The organism is bacterium (genome assembly GCA_021158245.1).
Lineage (GTDB): Bacteria > Zhuqueibacterota > QNDG01 > QNDG01 > QNDG01 > QNDG01.
Genome location: JAGGVB010000080.1, coordinates 1 through 16,197, shown reverse-complemented (window position 1 = coordinate 16,197; position 16,197 = coordinate 1). Strand labels below are relative to the sequence as shown.

At 40.1% G+C, this 16,197-nt stretch carries 15 protein-coding genes, 1 tRNA gene and 1 other RNA gene; all 17 read left to right on the top strand.

The features are described from left to right. The first annotated feature begins 472 nt into the window (after positions 1–472). Complete coding sequence (locus J7K93_04905) at positions 473–715, top strand: type II toxin-antitoxin system Phd/YefM family antitoxin (GenBank protein ID MCD6116331.1); 243 nt, start codon at positions 473–475, stop codon at positions 713–715. Then, positions 712–975, top strand: coding sequence for a Txe/YoeB family addiction module toxin (locus tag J7K93_04900; GenBank protein MCD6116330.1), 264 nt, complete (start codon positions 712–714; stop codon positions 973–975). Before J7K93_04905 ends, J7K93_04900 begins: the two co-directional genes overlap by 4 nt. Before the next feature lie 490 nt (positions 976–1,465). After that, positions 1,466–1,753 (top strand): ferritin, encoded by a 288-nt coding sequence (locus tag J7K93_04895; protein ID MCD6116329.1) that lies wholly within the window; start codon positions 1,466–1,468, stop codon positions 1,751–1,753. Between the two features lie 94 nt (positions 1,754–1,847). Continuing rightward, positions 1,848–1,921 (top strand) — tRNA-Ile (locus J7K93_04890). Between the two features lie 177 nt (positions 1,922–2,098). Next, entirely contained in the window at positions 2,099–2,824 is a 726-nt protein-coding gene (locus tag J7K93_04885) for a hypothetical protein (GenBank protein MCD6116328.1), read from the top strand. Continuing rightward, positions 2,821–3,237, top strand: a complete 417-nt coding sequence (locus J7K93_04880; protein MCD6116327.1) for a ribonuclease HI family protein — start codon at positions 2,821–2,823, stop codon at positions 3,235–3,237. Before J7K93_04885 ends, J7K93_04880 begins: the two co-directional genes overlap by 4 nt. 13 nt (positions 3,238–3,250) lie before the next feature. Continuing rightward, positions 3,251–3,686, top strand: an RNA gene (rnpB, locus tag J7K93_04875) — RNase P RNA component class A. 26 nt (positions 3,687–3,712) lie between these two features. Then, entirely contained in the window at positions 3,713–5,407 is a 1,695-nt protein-coding gene (gene recJ, locus J7K93_04870; GenBank protein MCD6116326.1) for a single-stranded-DNA-specific exonuclease RecJ, read from the top strand. Between the two features lie 51 nt (positions 5,408–5,458). Continuing rightward, positions 5,459–5,905, top strand: a complete 447-nt coding sequence (gene nusB / locus J7K93_04865) for a transcription antitermination factor NusB (protein MCD6116325.1) — start codon at positions 5,459–5,461, stop codon at positions 5,903–5,905. An 89-nt stretch (positions 5,906–5,994) separates the two neighbouring features. Further along, positions 5,995–9,357 carry a preprotein translocase subunit SecA gene (gene secA / locus J7K93_04860; GenBank protein ID MCD6116324.1) on the top strand — a complete coding sequence of 1,121 codons (3,363 nt, stop codon included), beginning with the start codon at positions 5,995–5,997 and terminating at the stop codon, positions 9,355–9,357. Positions 9,358–9,377: 20 nt separating this feature from the next. Further along, a complete protein-coding gene (topA, locus tag J7K93_04855) occupies positions 9,378–11,588 on the top strand; it encodes a type I DNA topoisomerase (GenBank protein ID MCD6116323.1) in 2,211 nt (736 codons plus the stop codon). Further along, complete coding sequence (xerC, locus tag J7K93_04850; protein MCD6116322.1) at positions 11,581–12,501, top strand: tyrosine recombinase XerC; 921 nt, start codon at positions 11,581–11,583, stop codon at positions 12,499–12,501. Before topA ends, xerC begins: the two co-directional genes overlap by 8 nt. 77 nt (positions 12,502–12,578) lie before the next feature. After that, positions 12,579–12,920: a ribosome-associated translation inhibitor RaiA gene (gene raiA, locus J7K93_04845; protein ID MCD6116321.1), complete on the top strand. Its 342-nt coding sequence runs from the start codon at positions 12,579–12,581 to the stop codon at positions 12,918–12,920. A 6-nt stretch (positions 12,921–12,926) separates the two neighbouring features. Next, entirely contained in the window at positions 12,927–13,922 is a 996-nt protein-coding gene (locus J7K93_04840; GenBank protein MCD6116320.1) for an HPr kinase/phosphorylase, read from the top strand. A gap of 72 nt (positions 13,923–13,994) precedes the next feature. Continuing rightward, the gene (locus tag J7K93_04835) at positions 13,995–14,831 is read left to right on the top strand and encodes an MCE family protein (protein MCD6116319.1); all 837 of its coding nucleotides are present in this window, start codon (positions 13,995–13,997) and stop codon (positions 14,829–14,831) included. A 151-nt stretch (positions 14,832–14,982) separates the two neighbouring features. Beyond that, positions 14,983–15,987, top strand: a complete 1,005-nt coding sequence (gene rfbB, locus J7K93_04830; GenBank protein MCD6116318.1) for a dTDP-glucose 4,6-dehydratase — start codon at positions 14,983–14,985, stop codon at positions 15,985–15,987. A 30-nt stretch (positions 15,988–16,017) separates the two neighbouring features. Beyond that, positions 16,018–16,197, top strand: a 180-nt coding sequence (locus J7K93_04825) for a nucleotide sugar dehydrogenase (protein ID MCD6116317.1), incomplete at its 3' end; no start/stop codon positions are given.

Sequence of the window (16,197 nt, the reverse complement as noted above, 5' to 3'; positions counted from 1 at the left end):
TCCGTCAAAAGCCGGACACGTCCGTCAAAAGCCGGACACGTCCGTCAAAAGCCGGACAAGGTTACACGAATTAACACGAATTTAAAACAGATTATTTGATGTTTTCAGATGTGGGTTAAGAAATGTTGAATTTTGAATTAAAAAGATAAGGGCATGCAATCCTTTGGCATATTATTTTCAAATGCCCTTCCGCCCCTGGATTCCCGATAGAAACATTCGGGAATGACTCCCCTGAGGTTTTCAAACAAACGTTTTATCCTTTATCCCTTATCCTTTATCCTTGTTTTTTGCGTTTGTTGCGAGAGAACACCAGGGCGGAGAATTTCAGGTCCCGGTAAAATATCTATGCCATATTCCCCTATACCTTTGTCAAAACAGGACACCGTAAAAAAATCATTTTAATTTTGTTTATTGACTTTGTAAAAAATAATACGTACTTTATTGCGTACGTCAACAAAATATGGAAAGCAATATGAAAACAATAACAGTTACAAATGCAAGGTCAAATCTGTATAAACTGATAGATGAGGCCTCAAACGAACATGAACCGATTTATATTACAGGGAAAAGATCGAATGCAGTGTTGATTTCCGAAGAAGATTGGCGGTCCATTCAGGAAACTCTTTACCTGCTGTCTATTCCGGGAATGAGAGATTCAATTCGTGAAGGTTTGAATACTCCTGTTGAGAATTGTTCAGAGGACCTTGAGTGGTGAAATGGAAAATTGTCTATACTAAGCAGGCTCAAAAGGATGCTAAAAAAATCAGCAATTCCGGTCTTAAGAATAGAGTAATAAGCTTGCTCGAATTTTTAAAAGATAATCCGTTTCAAACACCACCCCCCTATGAGAAATTAACAGGCGATTTAACAGGTGCTTATTCCCGCAGAATTAACATTCAACACCGGTTAGTATATCAAATAATCAAAGAAGAAAAAACAGTAAAAATAATTCGTATGTGGACTCATTACGAATAAGTGTTAAAGCAATAAAGCGGACGTAAATTTCCAGATGCCGGGAAACAAAACTCAATCCTGTCATGCCCATGAAAATGGGCATCCAGAGGTGTGGTGGGGAGAAGAGAAGAAATGTTGAATTTTGCATTATGAATTTTGAATTAAAAGATAAAGGGATGCAATCCTTTGGCATATTGTTTTCAAATGCCCCTCCGCCCCTGGATTCCCAATAAAAGATTTTGGGAATGACACCCCTGAGGTTTTCAAACAAACGTTTTATCCTTTATCCTTATTTTTTTTTGCGTTCGCTGCGCGCGTTGCGAGAGAACTTTTCAGGAGGGCAATAAATAAATTGTATTTTGAATAAATAATCTATATCTTCCAATGATGGTAAAAGTGGAATAAGGAAAAAGATTTCTGTAAACATTTAATGCACTTATACTCTATGCCTTCATCTCCCTATTCTGATTTTATCTGATTTTAAAGTAATAATTATAAAAGGAGAAAAATCATGGCACATGAAGGATATCATGAACCGGTTGAAGAATTATCCGGTACAACAAGAGACATGCACAGAGCGCTGATTTCTCTGATAGAAGAGCTGGAAGCTGTTGACTGGTATAACCAGAGAATGGATGCCTGTAAAGATGAAGAGCTTAAAGCCGTATTGAAACATAACAGGGATGAAGAAAAAGAACATGCTGCAATGATCATGGAATGGATAAGAAGAAATGATGCTGCTTTTGATCATGAGCTGAAAGATTACATCTTTACTGAAAAACCAATTGCTCATAAGTAAGGTTTACGGAAGAGATATTTTTTTAAAATTAAAAATAGATAGAGGCTTGATAAAAAGGTCTTGAATTTAGAAAAAAAATTTGTTATGTTAATTCGGGCCCATAGCTCAGTTGGTCAGAGCGGCGGACTCATAATCCGTTGGTCGGAGGTTCGAGTCCTCCTGGGCCCACGGTTTCTTTTTTCATAGAAACTTGAGGGGTGATTTTAGTGTTAGGAATTTTTCCGGAGGAATCGGGAACAGCTTTCAAAAGGCAAAATCTGCTTAAAAAAATCTAAAATATATGCACCTCAATGGGGTGCATTTTTTTCATATTCATAAGCATGCCTGATAGAAGAGGAGGTATAGTTGCAGCAGATATTGAAGGACTTAATAGAGCTTCAGCAGCTGGACATTAAAATGATGGAATTGGAAAGTCTTAGAGGAGATCTTCCTCTTCAGGTAAGAGAGCTGGAGAATAAACTTAATCTTGCTGAAAAGGCTGTATCGGAAAAGGAGGACAGCCTGAAATCTCTGCAGATGGAGAGAACAACAGAAGAAGGAGAGATAGCACAATTTGAAAATAAGAGAGAAAAATATAAACAGCAGCTTTTTTCTGTAAAATCCAATCGGGAATATGACGCTGTAACAATGGAAATAGAGCAGGTTAATACAATTGTAAGCGATAAAGAAAGCAGAGTACTTGAGATTATTGATATGGTTGATGATCTTTCCTCTACTCTCGAGCAGGATAAAAAAGATTTTGAGGTACTCAAACAAGAGCATGAAACAAAAAAAACAGAATTAAATAAAAAAATTAAAGAGACTGAAAAAGACGAAGCATTTCTTATAGATCATATTGATAAAATCAGAAGAAGGCTGAACTCCAGGCATCTTGCTGTGTATGACAGAATTAGAAAGGCAAAGGGTGGGATTGCAGTAGTACCTGTAATAAGGCGGTCCTGCGGCGGATGTTATAAAAATATACCGCCTCAAAAAGTACTGGAAATCAGAAAAATGGATAGAATTAATTTCTGCGAAGTGTGCGGCAGAATTTTAATATGGGATGATAATCTGAACGAGGAGAATAAGTGAAATTAACCGCTTATGTCGACGGCTCGTGTTTTGGTAATCCCGGTGAAGCCGGTTATGGATTTGTTCTCCTTGATAAAGATGACAGTGTTATAGAAGAACAGGGCGTTTACATAGGCAAGGCAACAAATAATATTGCAGAATACAGGGCTCTTTTAGGCTGTCTTGAAGCTTTGGAAAAATTCAAACCTTCGGAAATAACAATTTATTCGGACAGCCAGCTTATTGTAAACCAGGTTAATGGTACTTATTCAGTGAAAAAAGAACATTTAAAAGAGCTGTATAACCGTGTTGTGCAGAAAATAAATAAGCTATCAGCATCTGTGGAAATACATCATATCCCGAGGGAACAAAATAATCGGGCTGATTCACTGGCGCGCACGGCAGTTTTAAAAAAGGAAGTTATAAGACAATGATTCTGTGTCCTGACGGGCAGAGCGGGTAATCGCTCATTTCGATATTCGGGATGAGAGGAAAGTCCGAACTCCGAAGGGCAGGGTGCTCCGTAACGCGGAGACATTCCGAAAATACCGGAATGATGGCCAGTGCTACAGAAAATATACCGTCCGTCAGAGGCCGGACACGTCCGGCTACTGCCGGATAAGGGTGAAAAGGCGAGGTAAGAGCTCACCGGCCTGACGGTGACGTCAGGCGCATAGTAAACCCCACCCGGAGCAAGGCCAAATAGGCAGGAATACCGCCTTTTCAGGCGGTAACGGGCCGGCCCGGTCCGTTTGACCTGCGGGTAGGCTGCATGACGATGTTGGTAACAGCATCGCAAGATAAATGATTACCATCCGGCAGGAGCCGGACACAGTCCGGCAATTGCCGGATACAGAATTCGGCTTACAGTTCTGCCCTGAGGGACATTGGTTTTAATGGAGGTAAATATTGCTCAAGTGGGTTGTACGAGATAAGCCGAGCCGTGAACAAACCGATTCTATTCAAAAATCGCTTGATGTTCCAGGCATTATTTCTGAAATACTTATAACAAGAGGAATTACAACACCAGAAGCTGCATACCGGTTTTTTCGTCCGGATTGGAAACATCTCAATGATCCGTTTTTGATGAAAGATATGCATAAAGCTGTTGACCGTATTGTTGCGGCATTGGAGAATCGGGAAAGAATCCTGATATACGGTGATTATGATGTAGACGGAATAACAAGTGTAAGTGAACTTTACCTTTTTTTAAAAGAACGGGGAGCAGATCTTTTATTTTATATTCCGGACAGGCTTCAGGAAGGATACGGGCTTTCCAGATCAGGAGTGGAGAAAGCAGCAGAAGCCGGAGCAACACTTTTAATTACTGTTGACTGCGGCATTACAGGTGTGGAAGAAGTTGCATATGCCGCGCAGTTGGGAGTAGATGTTATAATAAGCGACCATCATGAACAGGGAGATGTATTACCTGATGCAGTTGCTGTGCTTGACCCGAAGCGTAAAGGATGTGAATACCCGTTTAAAGAGCTGGCCGGAGTAGGAGTTGTTTTTAAACTGATCCAGGCAATAAGCCAGCATCTTAAATTGGACGATTCGGAATACCGGAAGTATGCTGACCTTGTTGCGCTTGGCAGTGCTGCTGATATTGTTCCGATTATTGACGAGAACAGAGTTCTTGTTAACAAAGGGCTTGAGCTTATCAGTAAGATGGAAAGGGCCGGTATAAAGGCCATGTTTGATGCAGCAGGGTGGAGAGGGAAAAATGTCAGTACAGGCCAGCTTGTTTTTGTTATTGCGCCCAGAATTAATGCCGTAGGAAGACTTGGTAATGCTGAGAGGGCAGTACGTTTATTAATAAGTGATGATAAACAGCAGACAAAAGAGATGGCTGGGGTTCTTGAGAGCGAAAACAGAAACAGGAAATTGATTGACGAAGAGACATATAAAGATGCACTTGGCATACTGTCCGTAGAATTTAATGATGCTGAAGACAGGGCTGTTGTTCTTGCAAAGGAGGGGTGGCATTCAGGGGTAATTGGGATTGTTGCTTCCAGAATTGCAGAACGTGTATACAGGCCGACAATTATGATTTCCGTTGAGAACGGAATAGGAAAGGGTTCTGCGCGAAGTATTGCGAGTTTTGATATCTATTCTGCAATAAAAAAGTGCTCGGATAAATTAATTGGTTTTGGCGGACACAGATATGCAGCAGGATTAACGATTGAGAGCGGAAAAATTGATGAGTTTAAGAAAGCTTTCAAAGAGGTGGCCTCGGATCTGCTGGAAGAAGAAGACCTTGTTAAAAAAATTATTTATGATGGCGAAATAAAGCTTTCTGATATAGATGAAAGATTTGTAAAAATATTACATTATTTTGCGCCTTTCGGCCCTCGCAACATGAGGCCTGTTTTCAAATCAAGCAATTTAAATGTAGTAGGATCTCCAAGGATTGTAGGTAAAAATCATCTCAAATTCAAAGTGAGTCAGGATGGAGCTGTTTTTGACGCAATAGGATTTGACCTCGGTAATTTGCTTTATAGATTGAGTCCCGGTGAAAAGAACATGGAACTTCTTTATGTTGTAGAAGAAAATGTATGGAACGGAAGAACGCAGGTACAGCTCAGAGTAAAGGATCTGCATTAATATGATAGATACACACATGGAGCAGCTGAATAGAACAGAGAGGCCTGGCCAGTGAAGAAGAGAAGATTGGCTCGCAAATTAGCATTGCAGGCGCTTTACGGACTTGATATATCAGGGAATAACCTTGACGATGCTCTTGAATGGGTAAAAAGGGAATCAACCGGAGAGGGGCAGATTATGGAATTCGGCCTTGACCTGGTAAAAAAAACCTATTCTGAGAAAGAGAATCTCGATCATGATATTAGCTCTGTAGTGAAAAACTGGGACCTTAATCGTGTAGCGCTGATTGACCGTATAGTGCTGAGGCTTGCTCTTTGCGAATTTTTGTTTTTTGAAACTATTCCGCCTAAGGTGACTATAAATGAAGCTATTGACCTTGCAAAGGAGTACAGCACGGAACAGAGCGGAAGATTTGTAAATGGTATTCTTGACGCTCTGTACAGGAAATGTTCCGAAGAGAAGCGGATAAAGAAAAAAGGAAGAGGGCTAATAGCATAATAATAAATTCTAATTTTAATAAAAACGGAACAGTGGAAATTTAATAGCGTTTAATAATGCAGAAGATTTTGTAAATCCGGAGAATATAGATGTTTAATAAAATACTAGAATTGTTCTTGGGCAACAAGAATGAAAAAGATATTAAAGAGATGTTTCCGATTGTAGATGAAATAAATCGGGAATATAGCAAGCTTCACAATCTTTCCGATGATGATTTAAAATCAAAAACCGATGAGTTTAGAAGCCGTATATCAGCAGAAGTTAATGATGTTCGTATAAAAATAGAAGAGTTAAAAGAAAAGCTGAAGAACCCGGGTGATTCCATTGATTCCATCGATAATGTACGCATGGAAATAGAGAAACTGGAAGAGAAGGAAAAAGAGATAACTGAAAGAGCCCTTGATGAGATAATGCCGGAAGCTTTTGCTGTTGTTAAAGAGACATGCAGCCGTCTTGTGGGAAAATCGTGGAAGGTCGTAGGGAGAGAGATTAAATGGGATATGGTGCCTTTTGATGTCCAGCTTATGGGCGCTATTACTCTACACAAGGGGAAAATCGCAGAGATGGCAACTGGAGAAGGCAAGACACTTGTTGCATCAATGCCGCTTTACCTGAATGCACTTGTAGGCAAGGGAGCGCATCTTGTTACTGTTAATGATTACCTTGCAAGGCGTGACTGTGAGTGGATGGGTGAGATTTACAAGTTTCTCGGCCTTTCGGTCTCCTATATTACAAATCAGATGGAGCCTCACGAAAGAAAAAAGGCATACAATGCTGATATTACTTACGGAACAAATAATGAGTTCGGGTTTGATTATCTTCGTGATAATATGTCAATATCACCTGACAGTATTGTGCAGAGGGGCCACTACTATGCAATAATAGATGAGGTTGATTCGGTTCTTATTGATGAAGCGCGGACGCCTCTTATAATATCAGGGCCGGTAGGTGAGACAACAAACAAATTTGCAGAGCTCAAACCGAGGGTTGAAGATCTTGTAAGAAAGCAGACAGTGCTTACAAATAAACTTGTAGCAGAGGCCCAGGAATTATTCAAAGAAGAGAAGGATTATGAGGCGGGAATTAAGCTTCTTCAGGCCCAGAGAGGTTCTCCCAAGAATAAGAGGCTTGTCAAGGTTTTAAGAGAATCGGGGATGCAGAGGCTTGTCAGGAAAGTCGAATCGGATTTTATGCGTGATAAAAAACTTCACGAACTGGATGTTGATCTGTTTTTTGCAATTGATGAGAAAGCTCATACAATTGATTTAACTGATAAGGGAAGAGAACTCCTTGCGCCGAACAATCCGGATATGTTTATTCTTCCTGATTTGGCAACAGAGCTATCCATTCTTGAAGAGACAGAAGAGATGCCTGAGGCTGACAAGGAAAAGAAACGGGATGCCATTCACAGTGAATATGCGGAAAAAAGCGAGAGGCTTCACAATATTCATCAGCTTCTGCGGGCATATTCTCTTTTTGAGAAAGATGTTGAGTATGTTGTAACAGAAGATCACAAGGTTATGATTGTTGATGAGTTTACCGGCCGCCTTATGCCGGGCAGGCGTTACAGTGACGGCCTGCATCAGGCACTTGAAGCAAAAGAGAGCGTGAAAATTGAGGGTGAGACCCAAACTTTTGCAACAATTACTCTGCAGAATTTTTTCAGGCTCTATAAAAAGCTTGCAGGTATGACAGGAACTGCCGAGACAGAAGCCGGAGAATTCTGGGAAATTTATAAACTTGATGTTGTTGTTGTTCCGACTAACGAGCCTGTGCGAAGAGTAGACCATGATGATGTTGTGTATAAAACAAAAAGAGAAAAATTCAACGCGATTATTGACGAGGTTGAAGAGTACCATTCAAGAAAACAGCCTGTATTAGTAGGTACGATTTCTGTTGAGGCATCTGAGACTCTTTCCAGGATGCTGCGGAGAAGAGGAATACACCACTCTGTTTTGAATGCCAAGTACCACCAGAAAGAGGCAGAGATTGTGGAAATGGCCGGAGAACCCGGTATGGTTACAATTGCTACAAACATGGCAGGCCGAGGTACTGATATTAAGCTGGGAGAGGGAGTTATCCAGCTGCAGGATGAATGTATTAAAAAAACTATTTCCAAATATGTTTCTTCAGTTAATCAGGGACAGGTTTTGTTTATTCATGAAGTTCCTGAAATGGAGAAGCCTCTCGTTGAGGAAGAACTTAAAAATGCAGGGCTTCCTTACGTTGTTGTGAATTCAAAAGAGGAAAAACGGGAGTACCTTAATCAAACAGAACCGGAATCGGGTAAGGTTGTTGTTGTACCGAAAAGCCTTGGTGATGCTGTAGACACAAAAACCACAAACAGTAAATTTATTCATTTTAAATCAAGAGACTGCGGTATAGGCGGGCTTCACATAATAGGTACTGAGAGGCACGAATCCAGGCGTATTGACAGGCAGCTTCGGGGAAGGTCCGGCCGTCAGGGCGATCCAGGTGCTTCAAAGTTTTTTATCTCTCTTGAAGATGACCTTATGCGCCTCTTCGGATCAGACCGTATAGCAGGATTGATGGACAGGATGGGTATTGAAGAAGGAGATGTAATAACTCATCCCATGATGACAAAATCAATTGAGCGTGCACAAAAGAGGGTTGAAACAAGAAACTTTGAAATAAGAAAACATCTGCTTGAATATGACGATGTGATGAATAAGCAGAGAGAAGTGGTTTACACATGGAGGCGGCGCGCACTTGAAGGGGAAAGCCTTTATGCAGATATTTTGGATATGATAGATGATTATGCAGGCGAGATTGTAGAAAAATATAAGAACGATGAAGAATCCTGGGACTGGGAAGAGCTTAACAAAGAGCTTTTAACCTCTCTGCTTGTCAGGCTGCCTGTTCCGGAAGATGAAAAAGATGAAATCAGCCCTGATGCACTCAGAGAAAATATAAGTGCTGCTGCGAGAGATCTTTATGATAAAAAACGTAAAGTACTTGGCGATGATTTGATGGGATATATTGAAAAAGTCGCTACTTTGAAAACCATTGACGAAATGTGGAAAGAGCATCTCTATGAAATGGATCAGTTAAAGGAGGGTATAGGGCTCAGAGCCTACGGGCAGAAGGATCCTCTCGTAGAATATAAGCACGAGGCTTTTAATGCGTTTACTGACATGCTTGACAGGGCAAACAGGGAGATACTTGAGCTTGTTTTTAAGGCGCATGTTGAATTTGAAAAAGAGCAGAGCCTTGAATCAGTACTACAGCCTTCTCCTGGTGTTGCAACAGTACATGAAGAATCTTCAGGAATGGGATTTGTAACATCTATGCCTGATGCAGGAGCACAGCAGCATTCTCAGGCAGGAACGAAAAAGGCCCCTGTAAGGGTTGAACATAAAGTCGGCCGCAATGATCCGTGCCCGTGCGGAAGCGGGAAAAAGTATAAATACTGCTGCGGAAGGAACCTGTAAATTTTACGGAGTTAAGAATAATGCCTAAATCTTTGGTGATAGTTGAATCTGATGCCAAGTCAAAAACGATAAATCGGTTTCTCGGGAAGGATTTTGTGGTTCGTGCTTCTGTGGGACATATTAAAAATTTACCGAAAAACAGGCTTGGAGTTGATATTGATAATAATTTTGAACCTGAGCTTATAACAATAAGGGGCAAAGGTAAAATTGTGCAGGAGATCAAGCGTCTTGCACAGACTGCTAAAGAAGTTTTTATTGCAACAGATGCTGACAGAGAGGGTGAAGCAATTGCATATCACATTGCGAGCGAGATTGCAGACATCAACAGTAATGTTAAACGTGCACTTTTTCATGAAATAACAAAAGATGCAATTAAAAAAGCAGTCGAAAACCCGATAGAAATAGATTTGAACCGTGTTGAAGCACAAAAGGCACGCAGAGTAATGGACAGGATAGTAGGCTACAAGGTAAGCCCTTTTTTGTGGAAAACAATTTTCAGGGGCCTATCTGCAGGAAGAGTCCAGAGTGTAGCTTTACGGCTGATATGTGAGAGGGAACAGAAAATTCAAAAGTTTGTTCCTGAAGAGTACTGGGAAATAGAGGCAGATTTTTCCTGTGCAGCCGGTGAAAAATTCCGGTCACAGCTTGTTAAAATTGACGGGCAAAAACTTTCTCTTGTAAACAGAGATGAAACGGAAAAGCATGTCAGCGAGATAAAAAAGACAGATTTTAATGTTGGTGATTTAAAAACAAAAGAGATAAAAAGGAATCCGTATCCGCCCTATACGACAAGTACTATGCAGCAGGATGCTGCAAGAAGGCTCGGAATGTCGACAAAGCAGGTTATGGCAATTGCACAGCAGCTTTATGAGGGAATTGACCTTCCTGACGGCCGTGTGGGATTGATAACCTATATGAGAACAGATTCTACCCGCCTTGCATCAAGTGCAGTTGAAGAGGCCAGAAATTATATCGCAGACAATTACGGCCTTGAATATGTACCTGACAAACCCAGGTTCTACAAAAATAAAAAGTCTGCACAGGATGCACATGAAGCAATAAGGCCGACATCATTGAAAAGGTCTTTTGATAAAGTAAATCAGTATCTGACACCTGCTCAAAAAAAGCTTTATAAACTGATATGGGACAGATTCCTTGCATGCCAGATGAATCCGGCACAACTATTGCAGGTTTCTATTGATGTTGCAGGCGGTAAATATCTGTTCCGAACAACTGGTACGTCAATTAAATTTAAAGGATTTATGCAGATATACGGTGTTGAAAAAGATGAACTGTCAAATGCACATATTCCTAAAAATGTGGCCAAAGGCGATACACTTGATCTGCTGAATGTAGCACATTCGCAGCATTTTACAAAACCTCCGAACAGATATACTGAAAGCAGCCTTGTAAAAGAGCTTGATACAAAAGGTATAGGAAGGCCATCTACTTATGCACTAATAATTTCTACTCTTCTTGACAGAAAATATGTAAACAGAGAAGCAAGAACTCTTATTCCCAGTGCCCTTGGTATGGATGTCCATAAAATACTTGTGGATCAATTCCCGGATATATTTAATGTAGGGTTTACAGCTCGAATGGAAGAGGATCTTGATCAGATTGAATCAGGAGAAAAAGATAGTATTGCAGTATTAAAAAATTTTTACAGCCCTTTCAGCACAGCAATAGAACATGCTATGGAGAAAAAAGACGAGATAAAAGAATCGCTTCAGGAATCAATTGGAGAGAAGTGCCCTGAATGCGGAAGAGACCTTGTGGAAAAGTGGGGGCGTAACGGTAAATTTATTGCATGTACAGGTTATCCCGAATGTACTTATACACGTCCCATAGAGGAAGAGGTTGTCAGTGTGGACAGAAAATGCCCTGAGTGTGGAGCACCTCTGGTTGCAAAGAACGGCAAGTACGGGCGCTTTCTTGCATGCAGCAATTATCCTGACTGCAAACATACAGAGCCTTTTTATATTGGGGTGCCATGCCCTGAAGACGGCTGCGGCGGAGAGCTTGTTGAAAAACGTACACGCAGAGGTAAAATATTTTACGGATGCTCAAAATATCCTAAATGTACATTTGCTTTGTGGAATAAGCCTGTGGCTGTTAAATGTGAATCCTGCGGATTCCCGCTTATGGAAGCACGCAGCACAAAAGCAAAGGGCTCATTTTTAAAGTGCCCGAAATGTAAGGCTGAAAAGGAGCTGCCTGAAAATGAATGATATTCAGCGTGCAGAGTCACAGCTGAAAGATTTTTGTGATTATCTGAAGTTTACCAAAGGGTATTCTGATAACACAATAGATGCGTACACAAGAGATGTAAAGCAGTTCTTTGAATTTTTAAAAGATATTACAGGACATACATTAAATATTAACAGCATAGAGAAGGAAGATATCCGATTTTTTCTAGGGCATCTTGTTGAACACGGTGTTGATAAAAAAAGTGTAGCAAGGAAGCTGGCTTCTATCAGAGGGTTTTTTAAGTATCTCGGACAGAGGGAGTTGATTGCTGCTGATCCTGCTCAATCAGTCCGTCCTCCGAAGACAGAGAAGAAACTGCCTGATTTTCTGCAGGAAGAAGAAATAGCAAAGGCCATTGAACAGATTCCGCAGGAAAACCCTTCAGGTGCAAGAGACAGAGCTATTCTTGAACTTTTTTATGGTACTGGCATGAGGTTGTCGGAGCTGGCAGGCTTAAATGTTTTTGATATAGACGATATCGGCACAAGTGTAAAAGTAACAGGCAAAGGGAATAAGGAGAGAGTGGTTCCTCTCGGAGCAAGGGCTCTTGAATCTTTGGGAGTGTATCTGAAACAGAGATACAGATTTAATCCTAAAAATAACTCACAGGCTCTGTTTCTCAATAAGTCGGGAAAGAGGATATCAAAACGGTCAATACAGATGATTGTAAAGAAATGGCTTGAGAAGGTTTCGGAGAAAAAGAAATTGAGCCCTCATGTCATAAGGCATACATTTGCAACGCATCTGCTTGATCATGGTGCTGATCTTGAGTCAGTTAAAGAACTTCTCGGTCACGTTAACTTATCAACAACCCAGATATATACACACCTGACAACAGAGAGGTTGAAAAAAGTTTATCGCCAGGCCCATCCCAGGGCTCAGATTCAACCTTGATTTGCAGAGATGTGCATAAAAGATGTTATAATTTTTATACAATTATGTTTGTCTATCTATAAAACGGAAAGGAGCAAATGATGCAGATTAGTATTACAGCTCGCCGATTTACATTAAACGATGATCTTAGGGAATATGTGGAAAAGGAGGTGTCGCACCTTGACCGATTTTATGACGGCATTATTGATGCCGATGTTGTACTTGGATGGGAAAAAAGAACCCGTTTTGTAGAGATTACTCTCAAAATAAATGGTGCTGTACTTGTTGCACATGATCGTTCTGAAAAAATGGAGAAATCTGTTGACAGTGTTGTTGAAAAACTTGAAAGACAGCTTAAAAAATACAAGGAGAAAAAACAGGGGTACAATCACGAAAAAATCCTTGAGAAAACAGTAATGGAAACAGGCGGAGAGGAGTAATCTTCTGTGTCTGCGCAGAATGTCATAATAAAAGAAGATATCTCAGTAGAAGATTTCCTTTTTGAGAATAAAAAGATTCTTGAATTGGAATTGGTATCCGGTAAAGAGGGCCTGTCCAACAAGATAACAACAAAGGATATTCACCGGCCGGGATTGGCCCTTGCCGGATATTTTGAACTGTTTGCTCATGAAAGATTACAGATATGCGGCAACACGGAAATATCTTTTATGAAGCAGCTAACCAACGAACAATTACAGAAATGTGTAAAGAAATTCTTTTCATACACTATGCCATGTTTGATTGTTACAAATAACAATAAAATTTCCAAAGAAGCAATTAATTATTCAAACAAAAATAAAGTACCTGTAATACGTACACCTCTTGCTACAACCCGGGCTATTCAGCTTATAGGGGATTATCTTGAAGATGTATTTGCAGCGCGTACTTTTGTCCACGGCTCTCTTGTAGATGTGTATGGTATAGGAATTTTAATAACAGGAAGAAGCGGGATAGGGAAAAGTGAAGTAGCTCTTGACCTTGTAGCGAGATCTCACAGGTTAGTAGCGGATGATGTTGTTACAATTATTCGCGAGCCTAATGGAGTTTTAATAGGTACTGGGAATGATGTTGTTCAGTACAACATGGAGATAAGAGGAGTTGGTATTGTAGATGTCCGGTCCATGTTCGGAATTAGAGGCATAAGAAGCAGGAAAAGGGTTGAAGTTGAAGTTGAACTGGTAGATTGGGATAAGTCAAAAAATTATGAACGTCTTGGATTAGATACGTCTTATGATGAAATTCTTGATGAAAAACTGGCAAGGGTCAGACTTCCGATTTATCCGGGGAAAAATATATCAGTGATAGTTGAAATTATAGCTCTTAATGAGCTTTTAAAATTGCATGGAACATATGCAGCCAAAGAGTTCGAAGAAAAAATTATCCACGAGATGACAGAAAAGAAGAAAAGTTTAAAAGATTATCTCGGGCGAGATTACGAGTAAGAATGATATACGGGGATTTATCCTGCCTTTTATAATAAGAAACAAAATAACAAAACAGAGTCTGTGGTTCTGATGGAAGAAAAAAGAAAAGAAATAATAGTAGGCTTTACAGTAATTGTTGGCGTTATCGTACTTGTGGCAGGTATTCTGTGGGGCAAGGGCGGTTCAATGTTTTCAAAAAAAGTAGTTTATCGGGCTGCTTTTATCAGTGCCGAAGGGTTAAAACCCGGAGATAATGTTATTGTCAGAGGGGTTAGATGCGGAAGGGTAAAGAGTGTTGAGTTAACACCGGGAGAAGTTAATGTAGATTTCCGGGTCAGAAAAAATATTAAGCTTTTTTCGGACATGAATGTAAGTATTGTGGGTCTTGAAATGATGGGAGGAAAAGCACTGATTGTTAATCCCGGGGAATCCGGCAAGCCGGCAGATCCTGATATAATTTATAATGGTGTTGCAGTTCCGGGTATTGATAAAATTTTTACACATGTTGCAAATGTTGTTGAAGGTGCGGATTCGTTACTTTTAAAAGTGTCCTCTTTAATTGATAGGGGCAAAATGAAGGATTCAGCAATATCTCTTAACAAAGCTGTAAACAGCCTGAACCTAATGATTTCCGAAAATAGAAAGAGCCTGAAATCTGCAATTGACCGTTTAAATGAATTAAGCTCTGTTTTAAAGCAGGATTCTTCAGCACAACATTTTGCTCTGCTTATTTCACGGGCTGATTCCACAATGAAGCTGCTTCAGGATGCTGTTCATATTGCCACCAAAGGCAGCGGCACACTTGGTAAAATGATACAGGACAGTACTTTATATATTCAGATTGTAAAAACATCAAGAGAGTTGGATTCTCTTGTCGCTGATTTAAAAGAACATCCCGCAAAGTATGTGCATGTGTCGATTTTTTAATTTTAAGGCGGTTTTTGATTAATCCGATCCCTGTAAGATGGGTAATGATTAAAAATTAGCTTCAGGTGTTAATGAGTTCTTGACTTTATCCTTTTACTTTTTTAGATTTAAATCTATATATAAACGGACTTTACAATTTTTAAGGACAGATATGAATACTTATCTTGTAACCGGGGGAGCGGGTTTTATAGGAAGTAATTTTATCAGGTATATGCTGGAAATTCACAAAGATATTCGTATAATAAATCTTGATAAACTTACATATGCGGGGAATCTTAATAACCTTAAAGACATTGAAAATGATGAACGTTATGAGTTTGTACACGGTGATATATGCGATGAAAAGATAGTTGACGGGCTTATAAAAAGATCTGACATAGTAGTCAATTTTGCTGCAGAGAGCCACGTGGACAGATCAATCGGCAGTCCTGATGATTTTATAAAAACCGATATTTTCGGTACATTTGTTCTTCTTGAAGCTGCACGGAAGCACGGTATTGAAAGATTTGTCCAGATAAGTACTGATGAAGTCTACGGAAGTACTGAAACAGGCCTGTTTAAAGAGGATGATACTTTAATGCCCTCCAGCCCATATTCTGCATCAAAAACAGGAGCAGACAGGCTTGCATTCTCATACTTTGTTACGTATAATCTCCCTGTCGTGATTACGAGAAGTTCAAATAATTACGGGCCGTATCAGTATCCTGAAAAACTCATATCTCTTTTTACTACAAATGCCCTTGATGATAAAGCACTTCCCATTTACGGAGACGGCAAGAACATACGGGACTGGCTATATGTAATGGACAATTGCGAAGCTATTGATTTTGTTCTTTTAAGAGCAAAAGACGGAGAAGTTTACAATATTGGCGGCGGGAATGAAAAGACTAACCTTGAGATTACAGATATTATTTTACGTGAACTTGGAAAGCCCGGGTCGTTAATAACATTTGTGGAAGACAGAAAAGGCCATGACAGAAGATACGCTCTTAATATAGATAAAATCCGTTCTCTCGGCTGGTCTCCGAAGCACACTTTTGAACAGGCAATGGCAGAGACGGTGTCATGGTATAAAGATAACCGCTGGTGGTGGGAACAGCTTAAGAGCGGTGAATATTTGTCATACTACAAGTCCCATTATAAAAGAGAGCTGTAGAGTAATTTGCAAATTTATGCGGAGGAGCGAATGGATTTAGATAAAAGGATTTTAGACAAGGATGCCAGAGTAGGTGTTGTAGGGCTTGGTTATGTGGGCCTGCCGCTGCTTCTTGAATTTGTTGATGCGGGTTTTACATGTACAGGCTTTGATATTGATATTAAAAAGGTAGAATTACTGCGTCAGGGGAAAACTTATATAAAGCATATT